Source organism: Halopseudomonas salina, assembly GCF_014637955.1.
Taxonomy (GTDB): Bacteria; Pseudomonadota; Gammaproteobacteria; order Pseudomonadales; family Pseudomonadaceae; genus Halopseudomonas; species Halopseudomonas salina.
The window spans coordinates 224,979-243,621 of record NZ_BMFF01000004.1 but is presented as its reverse complement, the minus strand read 5'-3'; the positions used below and the strand labels follow the sequence as shown (position 1 = coordinate 243,621).

Genomic DNA, 18,643 nt, shown 5'->3' with positions numbered 1-18,643 from the left:
TACAAAGGAGCTCTTATGTCTAGCGTTACAATGCGCGGTAATCCAGTTCTGGTTGGTGGTGATTTCCCCAAGGCGGGTGACAAGGCTCCGGCGTTCAGTCTGGTGGGCAAGGACCTGTCGGATGTTGAACTGTCGAGCATGGCTGGCAAGCGCAAGATCCTCAACATTTTCCCCAGCGTTGATACACCGACCTGCGCTACCTCGGTGCGTACCTTCAACGCCAAGGCCAACGATGTGGAAAACACCGTTGTCGTCTGCATCTCGGCTGACCTGCCATTCGCCCAGGCGCGCTTTTGCGGTGGTGAGGGTCTGGATAACGTGATCAATCTGTCCACCATGCGCGGTAGCGAATTTGCCCATAACTATGGTGTAGCGATTGAGGACGGCCCGCTGGCTGGTCTGACTGCCAGAGCGGTAGTAGTGCTGGATGAGAATGATCAGGTCCTGTACAGCGAACTGGTACCCGAAATTGGTCAGGAGCCGAACTACGAGCAAGCACTGGGTGCTCTGGCTTGATATAGTCGCGGGTCAGAATAAAAGAGCCGGGGAGCGAAAGCTTCCCGGCTTTTTGCTATCTGATTCAGCTATTGAGTTTGGCTGTAATTTTGGCCACATGTTCGCCCTGGAAACGGGCGATACTCAGTTCGCGCTCGTCCGGTTGCCGTGAGCCATCGCCACCCGCCAGGGTCGATGCGCCGTAAGGTGTGCCGCCACTGACCTTGGAGATATCGAACAGCTCCGGTGTGCCGTAACCAATGGGTACGATAGTCATGCCGTGATGGGCGAGGGTGGTCCACACAGATGTGATAGTCATCTCTTGCCCGCCGCCCGTGCCGGTGGACGTGAATACGCTGGCAACCTTGCCGAACAAGGCGCCCTTGGCCCAGAGACCTCCAGTCTGATCGAAGAAGGTCCGCATCTGACCTGACATATTGCCGAAACGTGTGGGCGTGCCAACGATGATCGCATCGTAATCGCCCAGTTCTGATGGGGACGCCTGGTTACCAGCCAGATCCGTCTTTCCGCCGGCATTCTTGAAAGCTTCCTGATCCATGGTTTCGGGGATATGTTTCAGCGTGACTTCAACGCCTTCTACACGACGAGCGCCTTCGGCTACGGCCTGGGCCATGGTTTCGATATGACCATACATGGAATGGTATAGAACGAGTACTTTAGCCATTGATTGCTCCTTGAGATGAGTAATTTACCAAACCATGATGCATCGGATTAACGGTTGTTAAAAATCAAAAAACGGCACAAAACAATCGGTACTGTCGATGTATTGACTTCGCGCATTACCCTACCAGCCAGCCTAGCCGAAGATTTCTACCCTGACCTGTAATCCACCAGAATGCGCTGGCATAAAGCGGACTAATCCGGAATACCGCTCTACCACGTCCCGAACAATGGCCAGGCCCAGACCGTGACCAGGTGTCTGCTCATCCAGTCGCAAGCCACGCTGCCCCAGTCTGATCATTTCAGTGTTCTCTACACCACTACCATCGTCGCTGACCGTGATAGAGATCATCTGGGGGGTCTGTTCCAGGGAAAGCTCAATAAAGCGTGTTGACCACTTGCCGGCGTTATCCAGCAGATTGCCGAGTATTTCGTTCAGGTCATGTTCCTCGACCGGCCACCGACTTTCCTCTGCAAGGGACGTGGATAGTTCGAAGGTTTTTTCCGGGTAAAGACGGCCAAGCATCCACAAGAGATCGCGCGCCTGTTTGACGGGATAGGCGCTCTTGCCGACCTGAGGTCCGGCAAATCGACTGCGACGCATTTCTGCTTCGAGCTGCTTGTCAAGGTCACCCAGGCGCACAGCCATCTGTTGCCGTAGTGAGTCATCGAGTGGTCGGTTGGTGTCCTCGAGAACCTGCCTGACCGCGGCGATGGGTGTTTTCACGCTATGGGACAGGTTGGCCAGCGCCTCCCGGGAACGTTCCAGGCGCTGATCCAGAGAGTCGAGTAATTGGTTGAGCTGTTGAACCAATGGGCGAAACTCATCTGGCGTCTTTACATCGATTCGCGAAATCTCACCGGTTTGAAGTTGCTTCAAAGCCACTTGGAGTGCTGCTGCCGGGCGCATGGAGAAGCTGATGCCAAGCCAGATCACTCCGGCCAGCAGGCCGACTAATAACACCGAGACTACGGCGGTCCAGGCATGCAGCTCCGCCTGACTCAATTTGAGGGCATCCATATCCTCCGAGACGATAACCACAATCGGCGTGCCCTGGATTTCAAACGACCGCCGATAGGCAAGAATGTCCGCCGGTGCGTTATCTGCCGTTTTATTCTGCACTCGGATGCTGCCCTGTTTCCCGGATTGAATCAGTGGCCTGAGCAGCGGTGCCCAGGTTTCGGGCGAGATGACGGTGGTGGTAGGGGAGTGCACGGCAAAGGCATGGTGGAAGACTTCCTGAAAGTAATCACCGGTTTGCAGTGCACCTACCACGCCATCGACTTCCTGCAGCTGCAATTGGAGAAAGGTAACCTCCTCCATAAGCCGGTGTTCTATAAAGTCCCGTGACATTCTGTCCAGCAGAAAACCATGCACTACCCAGGCGATAGCCATCAGCCCGATTCCGGCTGGCAGCAGTATGGCAAGCAAGGCACCCTTTACCGATGTTGGTCCCCTAAACAGTATCATTGAACAGGTACCCCTGACCGCGCCGCGTTGAGATGGTGTCTGTGCCTACAAGTTTGCGCAGTCTGCCGATGTAGGCCTCAATGACGTTGTCACTTGGGCTTTCATTGAGGCTGTAAAGCTGCTCTATCAGCTGCTCCTTGGAGAACACATGACCGGGCTGGCTCATCAAGCAGCGCAGAAGGCGGAACTCGGTGCCCGTCAGGCTGTGCTCGATACCGTCGCCCATTTTCAGGCTCTGGCGATGTTCATCAAGCTCAAACCGACCCGCTGTAATCAATGAGCGCACTCTGCCTTCGCTGCGCCGGACTATGGCATTGAGCCGCGCTATCAGTTCTTCGGACTGAAAGGGCTTGGCCAGATAGTCGTCGGCCCCCGCCTTGAGTCCATTTACCTTGTCCTGCCAGTCACTCCGTGCGGTCAGGATCAGGACCGGAAAGTCTGCTTGATTCGCGCGCCAGTTACGCAGCACATCCAGACCGCTGCCATCCGGCAGGCCCAGGTCCAACACACACACCCGGTAATCTTCCTGTTTGCCAAGCAGCTCGGCCTCTCTGGCTGTGTGAGCGGTATCGACGCTGAAGCCAGCCTTGGCCAATTGGCTGGCAAGTCCTTCTGCCAGCAATAAATCATCTTCAACGAGCAGTAGTCGCACGGGCGGCTTCCTCGCGGGATTGATGGAGGTTGACAGTGTCTCCCATCAACCTGAAACCAGACTGAACTGCAATTAATTCACCATTTTCAGAAAGGATTCAGGTTGATGGGTGATGGTGCACTCATTCAGACCAATGAGAGGAAGGTGTCATGAATCCAGCCAGATTTGTAGTTGCAGCGGTAGCTTTATCGGTCTCGAGTTTTGTTTTTGCCGCGGGTGGTCACCATGGTGCCCACGGCGAGGGAGTCAATATCGGGGAAGTGGGCAAAGCCTCGGATGCTGACCGGACTATCACCGTACAGATGCACGACAACTACTACGAGCCCGAGTCGATCGCGGTGAAGCCGGGTGAAACCGTGCGGTTTGTGGTCGAGAACAAGGGCAGCCTGGTTCACGAGTTCAATATCGGAACGGCAGCCACCCATGAGGCCCATCAGGAAGAAATGATGATGATGGTCAACCATGGCGTGATCGACGGCGGCACCATCCACCACGACATGATGGAGATGGATATGGGTAATGGCCACTCCATGAAGCACGATGATCCCAATAGTGTGCTGCTTGAGCCGGGTAAGAGCCAGGAGCTGGTCTGGACATTTGCCGAAAGCGGCACTATCGAATTTGCCTGCAATGTCCCGGGCCATTACCAGGCAGGCATGTATGGCGAGGTGGTATTTGACTGATCCCGTTTTCTCACCGAGCCCATCAATTCAATCAGTAATGTCTGGAGCAAAACCATGAAGCGAGCCCTGCTGCTGGGTTTTTTCAGTTTGTTGGCGCCTGTGTCGGTACTGGCCGGCGAATACAATCTGATCGTGGACCGGGTCCAGATCGATACCGGGGATTTCGTCAAGGAGGGCATAGGCTACAACGGTGCTTCGCCAGGTCCGATCCTGCGCTTCAAGGAAGGAGAGAACGTCAGGATAAAGGTGACCAACAATCTGGCGGAAATGACTTCCATACACTGGCACGGACTCATTCTGCCTTTCACCCAGGACGGCGTGCCCGGCTTCAGCTTTCCCGGAATACGTCCGGGAGAAACTTTCACATACGAGTTTCCGATCACACAGGCCGGCACCTATTGGTATCACAGCCACTCGGGCTTCCAGGAGCCTGACGGTGCATTTGGGGCCATCGTCATTGAGCCCGAAGGGCGTGAACCCTTCCGCTACGATCGTGAGTATGTGGTTCAACTAACCGACAAACATCCACACTCGGGTGATCGCATCATGCGTAACCTGAAAATGATGCCGGACTATTACAACCGTCAGCAGCAAACGGTGCCCGAGTTTTTCTCTGATGTTGCAGAGAAAGGATTGATGAGTACCGTCCGCGATCGCATGGACTGGGGTGATATGCGGATGATGAAGGCGGATGTAGAAGACGTGCAGGGCTTTACAGGCATGATCAACGGCTTGGGCCCGGAACAGAACTGGACCGGTCTGTTCGAGCCCGGTGAACGTATTCGTCTGCGGTTCATCAACTCATCGGCCATGACCTACTTTGATGTGCGCATTCCCGGTATGGAAATGACCGTGGTGCAGGCAGACGGTAACAACGTCCGGCCGGTTACGGTCGATGAGTTCCGCATTGGCGTTGCCGAGACCTATGACGTCATCGTTCATCCGAAGGACGCCCAGGCCTACACCATCTTCGCCGAGTCGATGGGCCGCTCGGGTTTTGCTCGGGCGACGCTGGCACCAGAGAAGGGTATGCAGGCACCGATTCCCGAGATGCGCGAGCCGGCACGTCTGACCATGGCTGATATGGGCGGAATGCCGGGTATGGATCATGGTTCCATGGATCATGGCTCTATGGACCACGGCTCAATGGGTAGTGGGAGCATGGGCTCTCAGGATGATATGCCGGCAATGGATCATTCCACCATGGATGGAATGGAGGGTATGGACCACTCGAACATGGCAGGTATGGATCACTCCAGCATGGCAGGTATGGGCCATTCGGCCATGGGCGCAGCGGACGCTCCCAGCGATGCCTTCTATGCCGACGGTAGCGGTATTACGCCTGTAGCGGCGAACGGCGGCAAGTTCCTGTCCTATTCGGATCTGCGAGCGCAAAAGCCGCTGTATGCAGACCGGGAGCCCACGCGTGAAATTGAACTGCGGCTGACGGGCAATATGGAGCGATACATATGGAGCATCAATGGCGTCAAGTATGAAGACGCAGACCCTATCCGCCTGCAATACGGTGAGCGGGTGCGCTTCAAGTTTGTCAATGAAACCATGATGACTCATCCGATGCACCTGCATGGCATGTGGTCGATTCTTGACGTCGGGGCAGGGGAGTGGGATCCGATCAAACACACTATCAACGTTCAGCCAGGCACCACCGTCTACATGGAAACCGAAGTGGATGCGCCGGGGCACTGGGCTTTCCATTGCCACCTGTCTTACCACGCGGCGGCGGGGATGTTCCGCAAGGTGATTGTCGAGGGTGCGCCTGATTCTGCGCCGATTGAAACTTCAAACGAAGCTGACGCAGGGGGTGATGCATGAGTCTTATCCGAATCCGGAAACCTGCCAATGTGGTGGTGTTGATGCTTCTGTCTGGTGCCGTTGCGGCTCAGGCGCACATGGTCGACACCACACAGCGTAAGGATCCTCTCAAGGTATGGGGCGTCCAAGTCGAAGAGCTGGAGTATCGTTACAGTGATGACGGCGAAGAGCTTGGTGTATGGAATGCAGATGTTTTCTACGGAACAGACGAGCTCAAGTTTCGCTGGCTGACCTCGGGTGAGTACGCCATTGAAGAGCAGTCCTACGAGGGGCTGGAAAATCAGTTTGTGGCGCAGGTTCCGATTTCCACGTTTTTTGATGCCAAGGCGGGTGTGCGTTTTGATACGCCCGAGGTTCCGGATCGCACCTATGCGGTGCTGGGCATCACTGGCCTTGCGCCGCAATGGGTGGAAGTCGATGCCAGCTTTTATTACAGCAATAAAGGCAACACTTCAGCTGAAATTGATGCCGAGTACGAACTGCTACTCAGCAACTATTGGATTCTTGCCGCTACATTCGATGCGACAGTGGCCTTCAGTGAAGATCGCGACATTGGTGTCGGCAAGGGTCTGGTATCTACAGAGACAGGCCTGAGACTCAGTTACGACCTGGTCGACCGCGCTATTTCTCCCTATGTGGGCATAGTTCATGAGAAGAAGTTTGGTGATACAGCCGACTTCGCCAGGGCTGATGGCGGTGGCACCGAAGACTGGTTTGCAGTCATTGGAGCCAGACTGGTCTTTTAATCTTTTTCCAGAATCATGAGGGGTATTCATGAGCAAGGGGCAGGATAGAAGCACACATTACAAAGAGGGCAGTCTGAGTTTGGCCGGCACCGTCATGCTCGGCACCGGGGTCATGATTGGTGCGGGTATTTTTGCGCTTACCGGTCAGATGGCAGAAATGAGCGGAGCCTTGTTCCCTCTGGCATTCCTTGCAGCCGCAGTGATTGTCAGCTTCAGTGCCTATTCGTACATCAAGATTTCCAACAAATGGCCGGATGCCGGCGGTATCGGGATGTATCTGCACAAGGCTTACGGCAACAGCTTGCCTACCGCCTTTAATGCCCTGTTGATGTATTTCTCGATGGTGATAGCCCAGAGCTTTCTGGCCAGAACATTCGGCTCTTACACCATGCAGCTGTTCGGCGGCGACGAGAGTGGGCGCATGGTACCTGTTCTGGGGGTCGCGCTTATTCTGGCGGCCTTTGTGGTTAACCTGCTGAGCAACCGTTTTATTCAGGGCGTTGCTTCCATCATCGGGGTCTTCAAAATTGGTGGGATTCTGATTTTCGGTATCGTCGGAGTCTGGGTCGCAGATAGCATCAGCGTCGATTTCTCCAGCCCTGGAGACGCCGGAACGATGGGCAATTTTCTCGGTGCCACTGCACTGGGCATCCTTGCATTCAAGGGTTTCACCACGATCACCAACAGCGGATCGGAGATAAAGAATCCTCGCCGCAATGTTGGCCGTGCCATTGTGATTTCCATATTGGTCTGCGTGGTCATCTATGCGCTGGTCGGCTTCGCCGTTTCCAGTAACTTGTCCCTGTCAGAAATTATCGAGACCCAGGACTATTCCCTGGCGGCCGCCGCACGACCGGCGCTGGGCGAATATGCAGTCTGGTTTACCGTGGCGATTGCGATGTTGGCGACGGCTGGCGGTATTGTGGCGAGTATATTTGCCGTGTCACGCATGTTGGCAATGCTGACTGAAATGAAGCTGGTACCTCACAGTCACTTCGGGATGCCGGGCAGCATTCAGAAACACACGCTGGTCTACACCGTGGTGCTCGGATTACTCCTGACAGCATTCTTCGATCTTTCAAGAATTGCAGCCCTGGGTATCGTGTTCTACCTGATCATGGACATAGCCATTCACTGGGGTGTTATTCGCTACTTGCGCGACGATCTGAAGGCGGTGACCTGGGTTCCGGCTGTTGCCATTGTGCTCGATCTGCTCGCGCTGGGCGGTTTTGTCTGGGTCAAGCTGAACACTGACCCTTTTGTAATCGGCGTGGCTGTTGGCGGCATGACCCTGATCGCCATTGTAGAGCTGATCTTTCTAAAAAAATCTGGACCTTCGCACCAAGAGCATCACTGAACGCACTCAGCAAGGGAAATAATTGCATGATCTGGATAATCACCAAATACGCAATCACCGCTGCACTGATAGTGCTGATTTCTGAAGTGGCCAAACGCAGTGACAAGCTAGGAGCGTTGATCGCCGCATTACCCTTGATTACGGTACTGGCGATGATCTGGCTGTATGTGGAGCAACAACCAGCGGAAAAGATCAGCAAGCACGCCTGGTATACGTTCTGGTACGTATTGCCTACTCTGCCGATGTTTCTGGTTTTTCCGTTTTTGCATCCACGCCTTGGTTTCTGGTTGTCGCTCGGTGCTAGCGCAGTTATCACCATTGTCTGTTTTGCTGCGCTGGCCGTCATCATGCGACGATTTGGCGTTGTGTTGTGGTAGCTCCTGACTGCAGGTTCTCAACCGGAACGGACATTTCCTGACTTAATGGTCCAGGAACTATAGGTAAGGGCTGTCAGTCCATTGTGGCAGACAGGGAAGGGCGAACCTTTGCCTTGCACCCACCTATCAGATCCGGAAGGAGCGACCATGTCGACTATCACCACCATCAATCCCGCAACTGAAGAAGAACTCCAGAGCTACGCTGTCATGTCCGAAAAGGAAGCGACAGACCGTTTGGAGGCCTGTCACGCAGCCTTCCTGGAATGGCGCGAACTGACGCCCCAGGACCGGGCACCCTATCTCAAGAAGATTGCGCAAAAACTGCGCGACAATACCGATGAACTGGCTGCATTGATGACCAGTGAAACGGGCAAGCTTCTCAAGGACGGCCGAGTAGAGGTAGAGCTCTGTGCAGCCCTGTTTGATTACAGTGCGCAACACGGCCCCGAGTTGTTGGCCGATGAGGAACGTGAACAGGGCCTCAATGGCAAGCGCGGCATCGTCACCTATCAACCCATTGGCGTGATCTATTCGATTCAGCCCTGGAACTTTCCCGCCTATCAGGTGGTTAGGGTGTTGGCAGCTAACCTTATGGCAGGTAATGGTTGTGTGCTCAAGCACGCCAGCATCTGCACCGGTTCTGGCTTGCGTCTGCGTGAGATTTGCATTGAAGCCGGTCTGCCAGAAAACCTGTTCCAGGTCGTCGTGATTAACCATGACACCAGCGACAAGCTGATAGCTCACCCCAAGGTTCGTGGCGTTACGCTGACCGGGAGCGATGGGGCAGGGCGACACGTCGGGGCGTTGGCAGCCAAGTCGTTGAAGAAAACCGTACTTGAGCTCGGATCAAATGACGCTTATCTCGTCCTTGAGGATGCCGATATTGAAACCGCGGTGAAATATTCGGTGATGGGGCGGCTTTACAACAACGGTGAGACCTGTGTTTCCGCCAAGCGGTTTATCGTGACAGACAAGGCCCATGACGCCTTTGTTGAAGCGTTCGTGGCGCAGATGAAAGCTATCACCATGGGCGACCCCACGAGCAAGGACACCCAACTGGGCCCGCTTTCAAGTCAAGACCAGTTTGATACGGTTAAAGAGCAGGTGGAGATCAGCGTCGCCAAGGGTGCAAAGATTCTATGTGGTGGAGAGGTGCCAGAGCGCAAGGGTGCCTATTATCCTGCCACCGTGCTGACGAATGTCACACCTGGAATGCCGGCCTACGATGACGAAATCTTCGGCCCCGTCGCAGCCATCATTCGCGCCAAGGATGATGAAGACGCCATGCGCCTGGCTAATGACAGCCGCTACGGTCTGGGCGGCGGGATTTTCTGCAAGGATGAGGAGCGTGCAATCAAGCTGGCCCGCAATCACTTTGATACGGGCATGATCCGCATCAACTCCTTTGGCGCTGCTGATCCGAATATGCCCTTTGGCGGGGTCAAGGATTCTGGATATGGGCGCGAACACGGGGGCTTCGGCATGAAGGAATTCGTCAACGTAAAGGCGATTTTCCTGCCTTGAGTACACCGGCAAGTCGAGATTTCACTTTATTCAATTCCCCATGGAGGCTCACCTTATGAGCATGACTATTCTTGTCGCCGGTGCAACCGGTAAAACGGGCCACCAGGTTGTTCAGAACCTGGTTGACCAGGGCCATAAGCCGACGGCACTTGTGCGTGAAGGCTCTGATACCAGTGCGCTCCCCAAGGGTGTAGACGTGCGCCGCGGCGATCTGACAGACCTGAAATCCGGAGTATGCGAAGGCATGGAGGCGGTGATCTTTGCCGCCGGTTCTGGTTCGGCAACCGGTCCTGAAATGACCGAGAAAGTCGATCGGGATGGGGCCAAACGCCTGATCGATCTGGCCCGTGAATCAGGTGTGAAACGCTTCGTTATGCTCAGCTCGGTTGGCGCGGATCAGGCTAATCCTTCAGGCAAGATAGCCCCGTATTTGAACGCCAAGCATGCAGCGGACGAGCATCTCAAGAACTCCGGTTTGACCTACGCGATCCTGCGCCCGGTGGCATTAACCAATGAGGGACGAAGCAGCAAGGTGATATTGGGCGAGGGCGTCGACAAGTCGGCAAAGGCGTCCCGTGCGGACGTGGCCCATGTGCTGGCCGAGGCAGCCACTACCGGTCGTTATGACGGTACCGCGCAGAATATGCAGTCCGCCTGAGCGCCCTGCAGCCGCGTATCGCGCGGCTTTCAGCTTCATTTCGAATGAATAATCCATATCCAGAGGAGAAGAATCCATGTCAGAAATCAATGGCAAGGTCGTCATCATAACCGGCGCAAGCAGCGGACTTGGTGAAGCTACAGCCCACCGTCTGGCCAAAAGTGGTGCCAAGGTAATGCTGGCTGCGCGCCGCGAAGATCGCCTAGTGGCCCTTCGCGACGCTATCGTCGAACAGGGTGGCGATGCTATTTACAAGGTGACTGACGTTACCGAACGCGAGCAGATGGAGTCATTGGCTCAGGCCACCAAGGATGCCTATGGACGGATCGACGTGCTGATCAACAATGCGGGCCTGATGCCCTTGTCGCCGCTGGACAAGCTCAAGGTCGACGAGTGGGACAAAATGATCGACGTTAACATCCGGGGTGTTCTCTACGGCATCGCTGCGGTGCTGCCAACCATGCGTGAGCAGCACGCCGGACACATCATCAATCTGTCATCGGTAGCCGGGCACAAAGTATTTCCATCCTCGGCGGTTTATTCCGCGACCAAATATGCGGTCAAGGCCATATCAGAAGGCATCCGTCAGGAAGGTGAAGGGGAAATTCGGTCAACCAATATATCCCCGGGCGCGGTAGCGACCGAGTTGACCAGCACCATCAGCGACTCGGAGACAGCCAAGAATGTAGACGAGCTTTACGATATGGCCATAGACGCCGACGCGATTGCCCGCGCCATTGCCTTCGCTATCGAGCAACCAGCCGATGTGGACATCAACGAACTGATAATCCGGCCCAGCAAGCAACCGCTGTAACCTACGGCCTGATAGGGTGAATGTCCGATCCGGAAGGTACAGGCATTCGCCATAACCAAACGCCGTCACTGAACAATCGAGTACTACGTATAATCTATATTATGTTAAATAGCGTGTTATTTGATTTGCGTCATGAACAGATCGTCAGCAGGTTTGTATAACAGACGTCAGGACAGATTTATTCGGACTCATCCCGCTTTCGCCGATGGCATTACGGGATAAGTCTCGCCCGCGGTTGTACTTATGAGGACGCGTAAATGAAGAAGCTGACGTTAGCACTCGCTTTTGGCACTGTGTTGCTCTCCGGCGCAGCATTGGCCCAATCAACTGGGGACAGCAACGAGCCTATCTATGGTTCGCAGATCATGACTGATCAGGAGCGCATCGAGCACCGGGGTCTTATGCGTGACGCCCCTACTCAACAGGACCGTGAACGTATCCGCACTGAGCATCATGAACTCATGCGTGAACGAGCCCGTGAACGGGGCATCACCCTTCCGGATACGCCTCCTGCAAGAGGCGGCATGGGCCAAGGCATGGGACAAGGAACTGGTATGGGCCAAGGCATGGGTCAAGGAGCTGGCAAGGGGCAAGGACCGGGTATGGGTCAGGGCACCGGCCAGGGACAAGGGAATATGCGCAACAAGATGGAATCAGATGCTCCCTGATTGCAACCTCTGTTCTGGGCTGCCTGAGCAGCCTCCCAGCTGTATATTCGACCAATACATCAAATGGCAGTAATTGATCACTAATTGGCAACATATGCCAGTCGCAGCACGCCTTTAAACAGGCAGTCTAGGAATGTGCAGAAAGCTCACTCCAAGAGAACAATAATATGGCTGCTGAACATCTCGATGTAATCATCGTTGGCGCGGGTCTGTCCGGTATCGGCATGGCCTGCCACCTCACCCACACTTGCCCCGATAAACGTTTTGTTGTGCTCGAAAAGCGCGCTGCCATCGGCGGCACCTGGGACCTGTTTCGCTATCCCGGCATTCGTTCGGATTCGGATATGTTCACCTTCGGCTACAAATTCCGTCCCTGGAACGAGCTTCAGGTGCTGGCTGGTGGCGACTCGATCCGTGAGTACATTCGCGAAACAGCTGAAGAATTCCGGATAACTGACAAGATCCGCTTCAATACGGCTACTGAAAGCGCTGACTGGTCCAGTGAAGATAAGCGTTGGACTGTTAGTACCACTGACGTTGCGACCGGAATACAGAAAGTCTACACCTGCAATTTCCTGGTTGGCTGCACTGGTTACTACAACTACGAGTCGGGCTATCTACCCGAGTTTCCCGGTGTGCAAAACTTCAAAGGCACCTGCATCCATCCCCAGCATTGGCCTACTGATCTGGATTACGCCGGTAAAAAGGTTGTGGTGATCGGCAGTGGTGCAACGGCTGTTACTTTGGTACCCGCCATGGCTGATACCGCCGGGCACGTAACCATGCTGCAGCGCTCCCCTTCCTATGTGTTCTCCGTTCCGGGTCATGACAGAATTTCCGAGATTCTGGGTAAGGTCCTACCGCAGAAATGGGTCTACAACATGGCCCGCAAACGCAACATCGTGATGCAGCGCTGGATATACAAGGCGGCCAAACGCTGGCCGGAGAAAACCCGCAAGGTACTGCTCAATGGCGTCAGCAAGAAGCTGGATGACCAGGGCAATATGAAGCACTTCACACCCAGCTATAACCCCTGGGATGAGCGGCTCTGTGCGGTACCCGACGCGGATCTGTTCGAAGCCATCAACAAGGGCAAGGCCTCGGTCGTCACCGATCACATTGATACCTTCACCGAGAAAGGCATCCGGCTGAAATCGGGGCAAGAACTGCAAGCGGATATCATTATTACCGCTACAGGCCTGCAGATGCAGATGTTGGGCGGTATGCAACTGAGCCTGGATGGCGAGCCCTGCCCGCTCAATGAGCAGATGACCTACAAGGCGGTGATGATGCAGAACGTGCCGAATATGGCCTGGATTCTGGGCTACACCAATGCACCCTGGACCCTCAAGGCGGATATGGCATCACTGTACATCTGCCGACTGCTCAAGCACATGGATGAAACAGGTAAACAGGTTGCGGTCCCTGTGGACAAGCATGGCCACGCTGAAAAAGACTCCATCATGGGGTCTCTGCAGTCCGGATATGTACAAAGGGCCAACGGTATTCTGCCACGCCAGGGCCGCGCCCTGCCCTGGCGGATTCTGAACAATTACGAGCTCGATTCGGTGCTGTTACTCAAGGAGTCGCTCGAGGACGGTATTTTGACCTTCGATCCGTCCGCCACTACCAAACAGGCGGCCGACCAGGCTGCTTGACCTCCGGAGATCCCTATGACACAAGCATTGAATAATCTGACTGTTCTAGGTGCAGGCGTATTGGGTGGCCAGATTGCCTGGCACAGTGCATTCAAGGGCAAGCAGGTCGTTGTATACGATCTGTTTGAAGAGTCCCTGCAGCGTTGCCAGCTTGCTCATCAGCAGTATGCCGCTATCTACCAGGCTGAACTGGGTGCGAGTCAGTCCATGATCAGTGAGACCCAGGCTCGTCTCAGCTACAGCTGCATTCTCGCCGATGTCGTTATCAACGCCGATCTTGTTATAGAAGCAGTACCGGAAATCCCGGAAGTAAAAACTGCGGTCTATCAGGAGATGGCAGCATTATTGCCGGCACACACCCTGGTAGCGACCAACTCATCAACATTGCTACCTGCCCAGTTTGCGAGCGCTACCGGTCGGCCGGAAAAATACTGCGCGCTGCATTTTGCCAACATGATCTGGAGCATGAACCTGGCAGAGGTGATGGCCCATGCCGGCACCGCCGAAGACACGCTACGGGCAGTAACCCGGTTTGCCATTGAAATTGGCATGGTGCCCATCCCGATTCAAAAAGAGCAGAACGGCTATGTACTCAATACCTGGCTGGTGCCTTTATTGAGCGCCACTCAGTCGCTAATCACCAATGGCGTATCCACCCCTGAATACATCGACCGGACCTATCTGATTGCCAATCGCGGATGTGCTGTGGGGCCTTGCGGCATCATGGATATTATCGGCATGAAAACCTGCTACGACGTGATGAATTATTGGGGTAACGAGAAACAGGATGCCCAATTGCTGGCCGATGCCGTCTATATCAAACAGCATTTTGTAGACAAGGGAAAACTGGGTCTGCAGACCGGGGAAGGCTATTATCGTTATCCGAATCCGGCTTATCAGGCTTCAGACTTTCTTGCAGTTCCGGATATGGATGCCTTGGAAGAACTGGTCGCCTTGGTTAAGCCGCAAAGCCTCGCTGCTGCGAGCTGAGCACGCCAAACTGTCGTCTGCTGCCACTTTCTGTGGCAGTATTGGCGCGCTTCATCTTAATCCCACATTTTAGTCGCCAGGGGAGCCTGTCCGTCATCCGCACAGGCTGAGAATCAGTGGGCTGTCTGCAGCCCGCCCAAACCCTGGAACCTGATCCGGATAATACCGGCGGAGGAAGTGCGACATGCCTTACCTGACCCTCGCCGTGCTGGGCGCGGCGCTTCTGTTATTCGTCTGGCTGGGCCTGCGTGCCCGACGCAGCCATGCTGAACTCGATGATTTCCTGACCGCTCGCAACAGCCAGGGCGCCCAGGCACTTGGGCTGTCGTTTCTGGCCTCGGGTATGGGCGGCTGGATTCTCTTTGCGCCGCCGGAAGTGGGGGCTCTGGTGGGGCCTGTGGCACTGGCTGGTTACGCTATTGGTGCTGCCCTGCCCTTTATTGTATTTGCATTCTGCGGACCGGCTATTCGCCGTTATCTACCGCAGGGCAGCAGCATCGGCGAGTTTGCCCAGGCGTGTTATGGCGCTTTGGTACGTCGCTGGGTGGCAATGATCTCGTTGCTCTACATGTTGTGCTTCCTGATTGCCGAACTCACTGCCATTGGCGCAATTACCGCCATGTTGTCCGATGTGAATCCCGCATTGGTCATTCTGGGAGTAGCTGTAGCCACGCTTATCTACACTGCCGGCGGTGGTTTGCGGGCGAGCTTGATGACGGACCGCTGGCAAGCTTGGCTATTATTGGCACTGCTTGTAGTCGTAGGTGCTGTTGCGTTGCAGCGTCTACCCGATATGGACTCATCCTCAATGCAGCTGCCAGGCATTCCGGTGGGCAGTGCCTTGGGCGTCGCGTTGACGCTGATCATCGCCGTCACGGCTGCAAATCTCTTTCATCAGGGCTACTGGCAACGGGTCTGGTCTGCCCGTGATGGTGCATCACTGGGTCGGGGCGCTCTTCTCGGCGGCCTAATAACGGTCATTGTAGTGGCGATTGTAGGTGGGCTGGGTATTGCTGCAGCAATGAGTGGCACCGATCTGGGTAGCCCTCCGATTCCATTTTTCGCATTGCTGATGGATGCGTCTGCGTGGTTGACCATACCCGCGCTGGTACTGGCACTTACCCTGGTTGCTTCTTCAGTGGATACCCTGCAGAACGCGATTGCCTCGCTGGCGGTTACGGAAAAGAAAGGGCTTTCGCTGACCAGTGCGCGCTGGATCACCGTTTTACTTATGGTTCCGGTAGTGCTCATCGCCTTGCAGGGAATCTCGGTGCTGCGACTGTTTCTGATCGCTGATCTGCTCTGCGCCACGGCGGTGGTACCGGTATTGATGGGGTTGTGGAAACGCATGGGAGCGGTAGCTGCCATAGCCGGTTGCCTGGCCGGGCTGTTGGGCGCCGTACTGCCAGGATGGGTTACGGGTGGGTCCTTTTCATCGGGCCTGCTGGCTGCCAGTTTTCCGGGTGCGATTCCGACACTGGCACCTTTTCTGGGCGCCCTGCTCGCGTCCAGTCTGGTCAGTATTGCGGTGGCACTGATCATGCCCGCCTCACGAAAGTGAGGCGGCAGGCGTCCCTCAAACGTGGTGACTGATTCTCGTACTCAGACTGTGGGTCTCACCAGGATCCAGAACACGCCTGTCGTGCCCTGCGTTAGCTGTTTCGATGCACAGCATCTCCCGGTAGCCGTCCTCTGGAAAATGACCAAGACGCCGAGACTTTTTCACCCAGGGGTTCCAGATGACTGTCGAGCCGCTTCCCGAACCTGCGACGGTGATGGTCTCGCCAGCGTCCTCAAGCTGCACGGCGCCAATGGCCCCATGGTAGATCCGGTCTACCTCCTGCGAGAAGCGAACCGGCCCCAGCTGTACTTCCTCTTTGCCGGTCAATTGATCCAGATAGCTGGCCTGGTCCAGACCCTTTATCTCGACCTGTGTGATATCTGAAACAGGCAGGTAGGCGTGTAAAGCCTGCCCGAGGATTTGTGCTTTGCTGCCCGTATTGGTTGAGGTCAGTGTCACCTGCAAGTCGCTTGCCAGTATGAACTGAACCCCCAGTTTCCAGTGTTCGTCGGGTATATGAATGGCCATTTCAGACTGCGGAAGCTCGAGATTTATCTGTACTGCTTCATCCGTGACCACGACTGATTCCAACTCCCAGAGCCCCGTGCGAGCAATGCCATGTGCAGGGCCGGAGCGCTCGTTGCCAAACCAGGGCCAACACAGGGGAACTCCCCCTCTCAGGGGCTTACCCGGTACCTCCGGCTCCTGCGGGCTTAACCAAAGCAGCGGTTTTTGCCCGGCTGGCAAGCAGCTGACCAAGTGCCCTCCTTCCAGCGCTATTCTGGCTGAAACCCGCGGGTGTGCAACCTCTATGAACTCGCGACCGTTGCTGTTGCGCAGACGCGTCACACCTGCGGCGAGTTGCTGTGTTTCCTGCCGGCTTGGCATGATCTTCAGTCCTTAATAGCTTATTTGAAACTGAGCATAAGGTAACAATGCTGATTTTACAGCGTTTTGTGAGTGAACTAATCTGTTTGAATAGTGTCGCCGACTGCGGTGGGTGACTGCACCTTCGAGGTTGGCATTGAAATATGGCGTCAGCCCGCAATGCTGGAGAACTGCATGCTCGACAAGGCCCGCCTGACAGGCACTCTGCTGACGCTGTCGTTGATACTTACCGCCTGCGACAGTACTGAGAACTCAGCGGCTAAACTGTTATCCCCCGATGAAACCGGTGTATTGAAGGTTTCAACCCGCAACGGTTCTACCACCTATTACACTGATCGCTTCGAACAGCCCGTCGGCCCGGAATATGACCTTGTAAATCGCTTCGCCGCTGCGCAGGGTTGGGAAGTCGAGTGGGATGTGCAGTTCTCCACCGCTGCGGTACTTCGGCAGTTGGAAGAAGGCCGATCGCACTTGGGTGCTGCCGGGCTTACCAAGTTGGCTTCGCGGGATGAGCGCCTTACCGCAGGTCCGATGCACCACAATGTGCGCGAACAACTGGTTTGCCACCGGGAAATCATTCTGTTGCCCACGGATGCCGCCAAGCTCGAGGGAATTGATATAGAGGTAGCCGCTGACTCCAGTTATGTGGAAACCCTTGAGCAATTTATCAGCGCAAGGCCGAATGTCAGCTTCAGGCAAACGGAAACCCGGGGGACAGAACAGCTTCTTGCTGCGGTATTTGAAGGAGAGCTCGACTGCACCGTGGCTGATTCCAATATTGTGGACATCAATCGTCGGTCCATGCCGGAATTGGCTGTAGTCATGGATCTGTCACCTGAACAACAGATTGGTTGGTATCTCGCGCCGGGTAGCGACAGCCTCGCAGCAATAGCAGCAAGCTGGATGAGCAGCGAAGCTGGTTTGGCAGCTATTTCCGCGGTAAACACCCGCTACTACGCCTACATTTCCGAATTCGATTTCGTTGACCTCAACACGCTGGTCATGCGGATGGAAAATCGATTGCCACAGTATATCGACCATTTTGTGAAAGCTGAGCAGGACACGGGAATCCCGGCTGACCTGCTGGCAGCTCTCGCCTACCAGGAGTCCCACTGGGACCCCCATGCGCGTAGCCCTACAGGAGTCCGAGGACTCATGATGCTGACGCAGAATACAGCCAGATCCTTGGGCGTGACCAACCGGCTGGATCCGATTCAGAGCATTGACGGAGGCGCGCGCTATCTGGCCGGGCGATACGAATTGTTATCCGAAGAAATACCCGACCCGGATCGTTATTTCATGGCGCTCGCCGCTTACAACGTAGGTCGTGGTCATTTACTTGACGCTCGGAAGCTGGCCCGGGAGCTAGGCAAAAATCCTGACTCCTGGTCCGATATGCGTGAGGTGCTCCCCCTGCTTGCTGACAAACGCTACTACCCAAGCCTGCGTTACGGTTACGCTCGCGGCTATGAACCGGTTCACCTTGTACAGCGCGTGCGAAATTATCGCGACGTTATCAGTAGCGCATTCCAGTAATTCACTCTTCAGCTATAACGTAAAAAACCCGCTGACTAACGAGCACAGGCC

At 55.2% G+C, this 18,643-nt stretch carries 18 protein-coding genes and 1 riboswitch; of the genes, 14 read left to right on the top strand and 4 right to left on the bottom strand.

The features are described 5' to 3' along the window. Positions 1–15: 15 nt before the first annotated feature. Complete coding sequence (gene tpx, locus IEV54_RS11160) at positions 16–516, top strand: thiol peroxidase (protein WP_150276929.1); 501 nt, start codon at positions 16–18, stop codon at positions 514–516. Positions 517–580: 64 nt separating this feature from the next. On the opposite strand, the gene wrbA is transcribed toward tpx, so the two are convergent. From wrbA to IEV54_RS11145, 3 genes are all read right to left on the bottom strand, one after another. Then, positions 581–1,180, bottom strand: coding sequence for an NAD(P)H:quinone oxidoreductase (wrbA, locus tag IEV54_RS11155; RefSeq protein WP_150276930.1), 600 nt, complete (start codon positions 1,178–1,180; stop codon positions 581–583). Positions 1,181–1,312: 132 nt separating this feature from the next. Further along, positions 1,313–2,647 (bottom strand): ATP-binding protein, encoded by a 1,335-nt coding sequence (locus tag IEV54_RS11150; RefSeq protein ID WP_150276931.1) that lies wholly within the window; start codon positions 2,645–2,647, stop codon positions 1,313–1,315. Then, positions 2,634–3,299, bottom strand: coding sequence for a response regulator transcription factor (locus IEV54_RS11145; protein WP_150276932.1), 666 nt, complete (start codon positions 3,297–3,299; stop codon positions 2,634–2,636). The genes IEV54_RS11150 and IEV54_RS11145 overlap by 14 nt, the downstream gene beginning before the upstream one ends. A gap of 149 nt (positions 3,300–3,448) precedes the next feature. Here IEV54_RS11145 and IEV54_RS11140 point away from each other — a divergent pair, with 149 nt between their 5' ends. The 12 genes from IEV54_RS11140 (at position 3,449) to IEV54_RS11085 (ending at position 16,168) form a co-directional block, all read left to right on the top strand. Beyond that, positions 3,449–3,982, top strand: coding sequence for a cupredoxin domain-containing protein (locus tag IEV54_RS11140; protein WP_150276933.1), 534 nt, complete (start codon positions 3,449–3,451; stop codon positions 3,980–3,982). A gap of 54 nt (positions 3,983–4,036) precedes the next feature. Then, entirely contained in the window at positions 4,037–5,815 is a 1,779-nt protein-coding gene (locus IEV54_RS11135; protein WP_150276934.1) for a copper resistance system multicopper oxidase, read from the top strand. Beyond that, complete coding sequence (locus tag IEV54_RS11130) at positions 5,812–6,561, top strand: copper resistance protein B (RefSeq protein WP_150276935.1); 750 nt, start codon at positions 5,812–5,814, stop codon at positions 6,559–6,561. The genes IEV54_RS11135 and IEV54_RS11130 overlap by 4 nt, the downstream gene beginning before the upstream one ends. 28 nt (positions 6,562–6,589) lie before the next feature. Continuing rightward, on the top strand, positions 6,590–7,918 hold the full coding sequence (locus tag IEV54_RS11125) for an APC family permease (RefSeq protein WP_150276936.1): 1,329 nt from the start codon (positions 6,590–6,592) through the stop codon (positions 7,916–7,918). A gap of 26 nt (positions 7,919–7,944) precedes the next feature. Further along, a complete protein-coding gene (locus IEV54_RS11120; protein ID WP_150276937.1) occupies positions 7,945–8,295 on the top strand; it encodes a DUF3147 family protein in 351 nt (116 codons plus the stop codon). A 147-nt stretch (positions 8,296–8,442) separates the two neighbouring features. Then, positions 8,443–9,819: an NAD-dependent succinate-semialdehyde dehydrogenase gene (locus IEV54_RS11115; protein WP_150276938.1), complete on the top strand. Its 1,377-nt coding sequence runs from the start codon at positions 8,443–8,445 to the stop codon at positions 9,817–9,819. Between the two features lie 55 nt (positions 9,820–9,874). Beyond that, on the top strand, positions 9,875–10,477 hold the full coding sequence (locus IEV54_RS11110; protein ID WP_223825386.1) for an SDR family oxidoreductase: 603 nt from the start codon (positions 9,875–9,877) through the stop codon (positions 10,475–10,477). A 76-nt stretch (positions 10,478–10,553) separates the two neighbouring features. After that, positions 10,554–11,291: an SDR family oxidoreductase gene (locus IEV54_RS11105; protein WP_150276939.1), complete on the top strand. Its 738-nt coding sequence runs from the start codon at positions 10,554–10,556 to the stop codon at positions 11,289–11,291. A gap of 257 nt (positions 11,292–11,548) precedes the next feature. After that, on the top strand, positions 11,549–11,959 hold the full coding sequence (locus IEV54_RS11100) for a hypothetical protein (protein WP_150276940.1): 411 nt from the start codon (positions 11,549–11,551) through the stop codon (positions 11,957–11,959). Between the two features lie 167 nt (positions 11,960–12,126). Continuing rightward, entirely contained in the window at positions 12,127–13,617 is a 1,491-nt protein-coding gene (locus tag IEV54_RS11095) for a flavin-containing monooxygenase (RefSeq protein WP_150276941.1), read from the top strand. Between the two features lie 15 nt (positions 13,618–13,632). Further along, positions 13,633–14,607 (top strand): 3-hydroxyacyl-CoA dehydrogenase, encoded by a 975-nt coding sequence (locus tag IEV54_RS11090; RefSeq protein WP_150276942.1) that lies wholly within the window; start codon positions 13,633–13,635, stop codon positions 14,605–14,607. Between the two features lie 68 nt (positions 14,608–14,675). Continuing rightward, a riboswitch (TPP riboswitch) is annotated at positions 14,676–14,802 on the top strand. Next, positions 14,792–16,168: an SLC5/6 family protein gene (locus IEV54_RS11085; RefSeq protein ID WP_150276943.1), complete on the top strand. Its 1,377-nt coding sequence runs from the start codon at positions 14,792–14,794 to the stop codon at positions 16,166–16,168. It overlaps the preceding riboswitch by 11 nt. A gap of 15 nt (positions 16,169–16,183) precedes the next feature. Here IEV54_RS11085 and IEV54_RS11080 read toward each other — a convergent pair whose 3' ends face one another. Beyond that, positions 16,184–17,056 carry a D-hexose-6-phosphate mutarotase gene (locus tag IEV54_RS11080; RefSeq protein WP_150276944.1) on the bottom strand — a complete coding sequence of 291 codons (873 nt, stop codon included), beginning with the start codon at positions 17,054–17,056 and terminating at the stop codon, positions 16,184–16,186. A 174-nt stretch (positions 17,057–17,230) separates the two neighbouring features. Between IEV54_RS11080 and mltF the strand changes: the two genes are divergently transcribed. Next, positions 17,231–18,592 carry a membrane-bound lytic murein transglycosylase MltF gene (gene mltF / locus IEV54_RS11075; RefSeq protein ID WP_150276945.1) on the top strand — a complete coding sequence of 454 codons (1,362 nt, stop codon included), beginning with the start codon at positions 17,231–17,233 and terminating at the stop codon, positions 18,590–18,592. Positions 18,593–18,643 lie beyond the last annotated feature (51 nt).

Bases quoted from the DNA above. Each gene is read 5' to 3' on its own strand.
- tpx (WP_150276929.1), top strand. From the start codon at position 16: ATGTCTAGCGTTACAATGCGCGGTAATCCAGTTCTGGTTGGTGGTGAT.
- wrbA (WP_150276930.1), bottom strand. From the start codon at position 1,180: ATGGCTAAAGTACTCGTTCTATACCATTCCATGTATGGTCATATCGAA.
- IEV54_RS11150 (WP_150276931.1), bottom strand. From the start codon at position 2,647: ATGATACTGTTTAGGGGACCAACATCGGTAAAGGGTGCCTTGCTTGCC.
- IEV54_RS11140 (WP_150276933.1), top strand. From the start codon at position 3,449: ATGAATCCAGCCAGATTTGTAGTTGCAGCGGTAGCTTTATCGGTCTCG.
- IEV54_RS11135 (WP_150276934.1), top strand. From the start codon at position 4,037: ATGAAGCGAGCCCTGCTGCTGGGTTTTTTCAGTTTGTTGGCGCCTGTG.
- IEV54_RS11130 (WP_150276935.1), top strand. From the start codon at position 5,812: ATGAGTCTTATCCGAATCCGGAAACCTGCCAATGTGGTGGTGTTGATG.
- IEV54_RS11125 (WP_150276936.1), top strand. From the start codon at position 6,590: ATGAGCAAGGGGCAGGATAGAAGCACACATTACAAAGAGGGCAGTCTG.
- IEV54_RS11120 (WP_150276937.1), top strand. From the start codon at position 7,945: ATGATCTGGATAATCACCAAATACGCAATCACCGCTGCACTGATAGTG.
- IEV54_RS11115 (WP_150276938.1), top strand. From the start codon at position 8,443: ATGTCGACTATCACCACCATCAATCCCGCAACTGAAGAAGAACTCCAG.
- IEV54_RS11110 (WP_223825386.1), top strand. From the start codon at position 9,875: ATGAGCATGACTATTCTTGTCGCCGGTGCAACCGGTAAAACGGGCCAC.
- IEV54_RS11105 (WP_150276939.1), top strand. From the start codon at position 10,554: ATGTCAGAAATCAATGGCAAGGTCGTCATCATAACCGGCGCAAGCAGC.
- IEV54_RS11100 (WP_150276940.1), top strand. From the start codon at position 11,549: ATGAAGAAGCTGACGTTAGCACTCGCTTTTGGCACTGTGTTGCTCTCC.
- IEV54_RS11095 (WP_150276941.1), top strand. From the start codon at position 12,127: ATGGCTGCTGAACATCTCGATGTAATCATCGTTGGCGCGGGTCTGTCC.
- IEV54_RS11090 (WP_150276942.1), top strand. From the start codon at position 13,633: ATGACACAAGCATTGAATAATCTGACTGTTCTAGGTGCAGGCGTATTG.
- IEV54_RS11085 (WP_150276943.1), top strand. From the start codon at position 14,792: ATGCCTTACCTGACCCTCGCCGTGCTGGGCGCGGCGCTTCTGTTATTC.
- IEV54_RS11080 (WP_150276944.1), bottom strand. From the start codon at position 17,056: ATGCCAAGCCGGCAGGAAACACAGCAACTCGCCGCAGGTGTGACGCGT.
- mltF (WP_150276945.1), top strand. From the start codon at position 17,231: ATGCTCGACAAGGCCCGCCTGACAGGCACTCTGCTGACGCTGTCGTTG.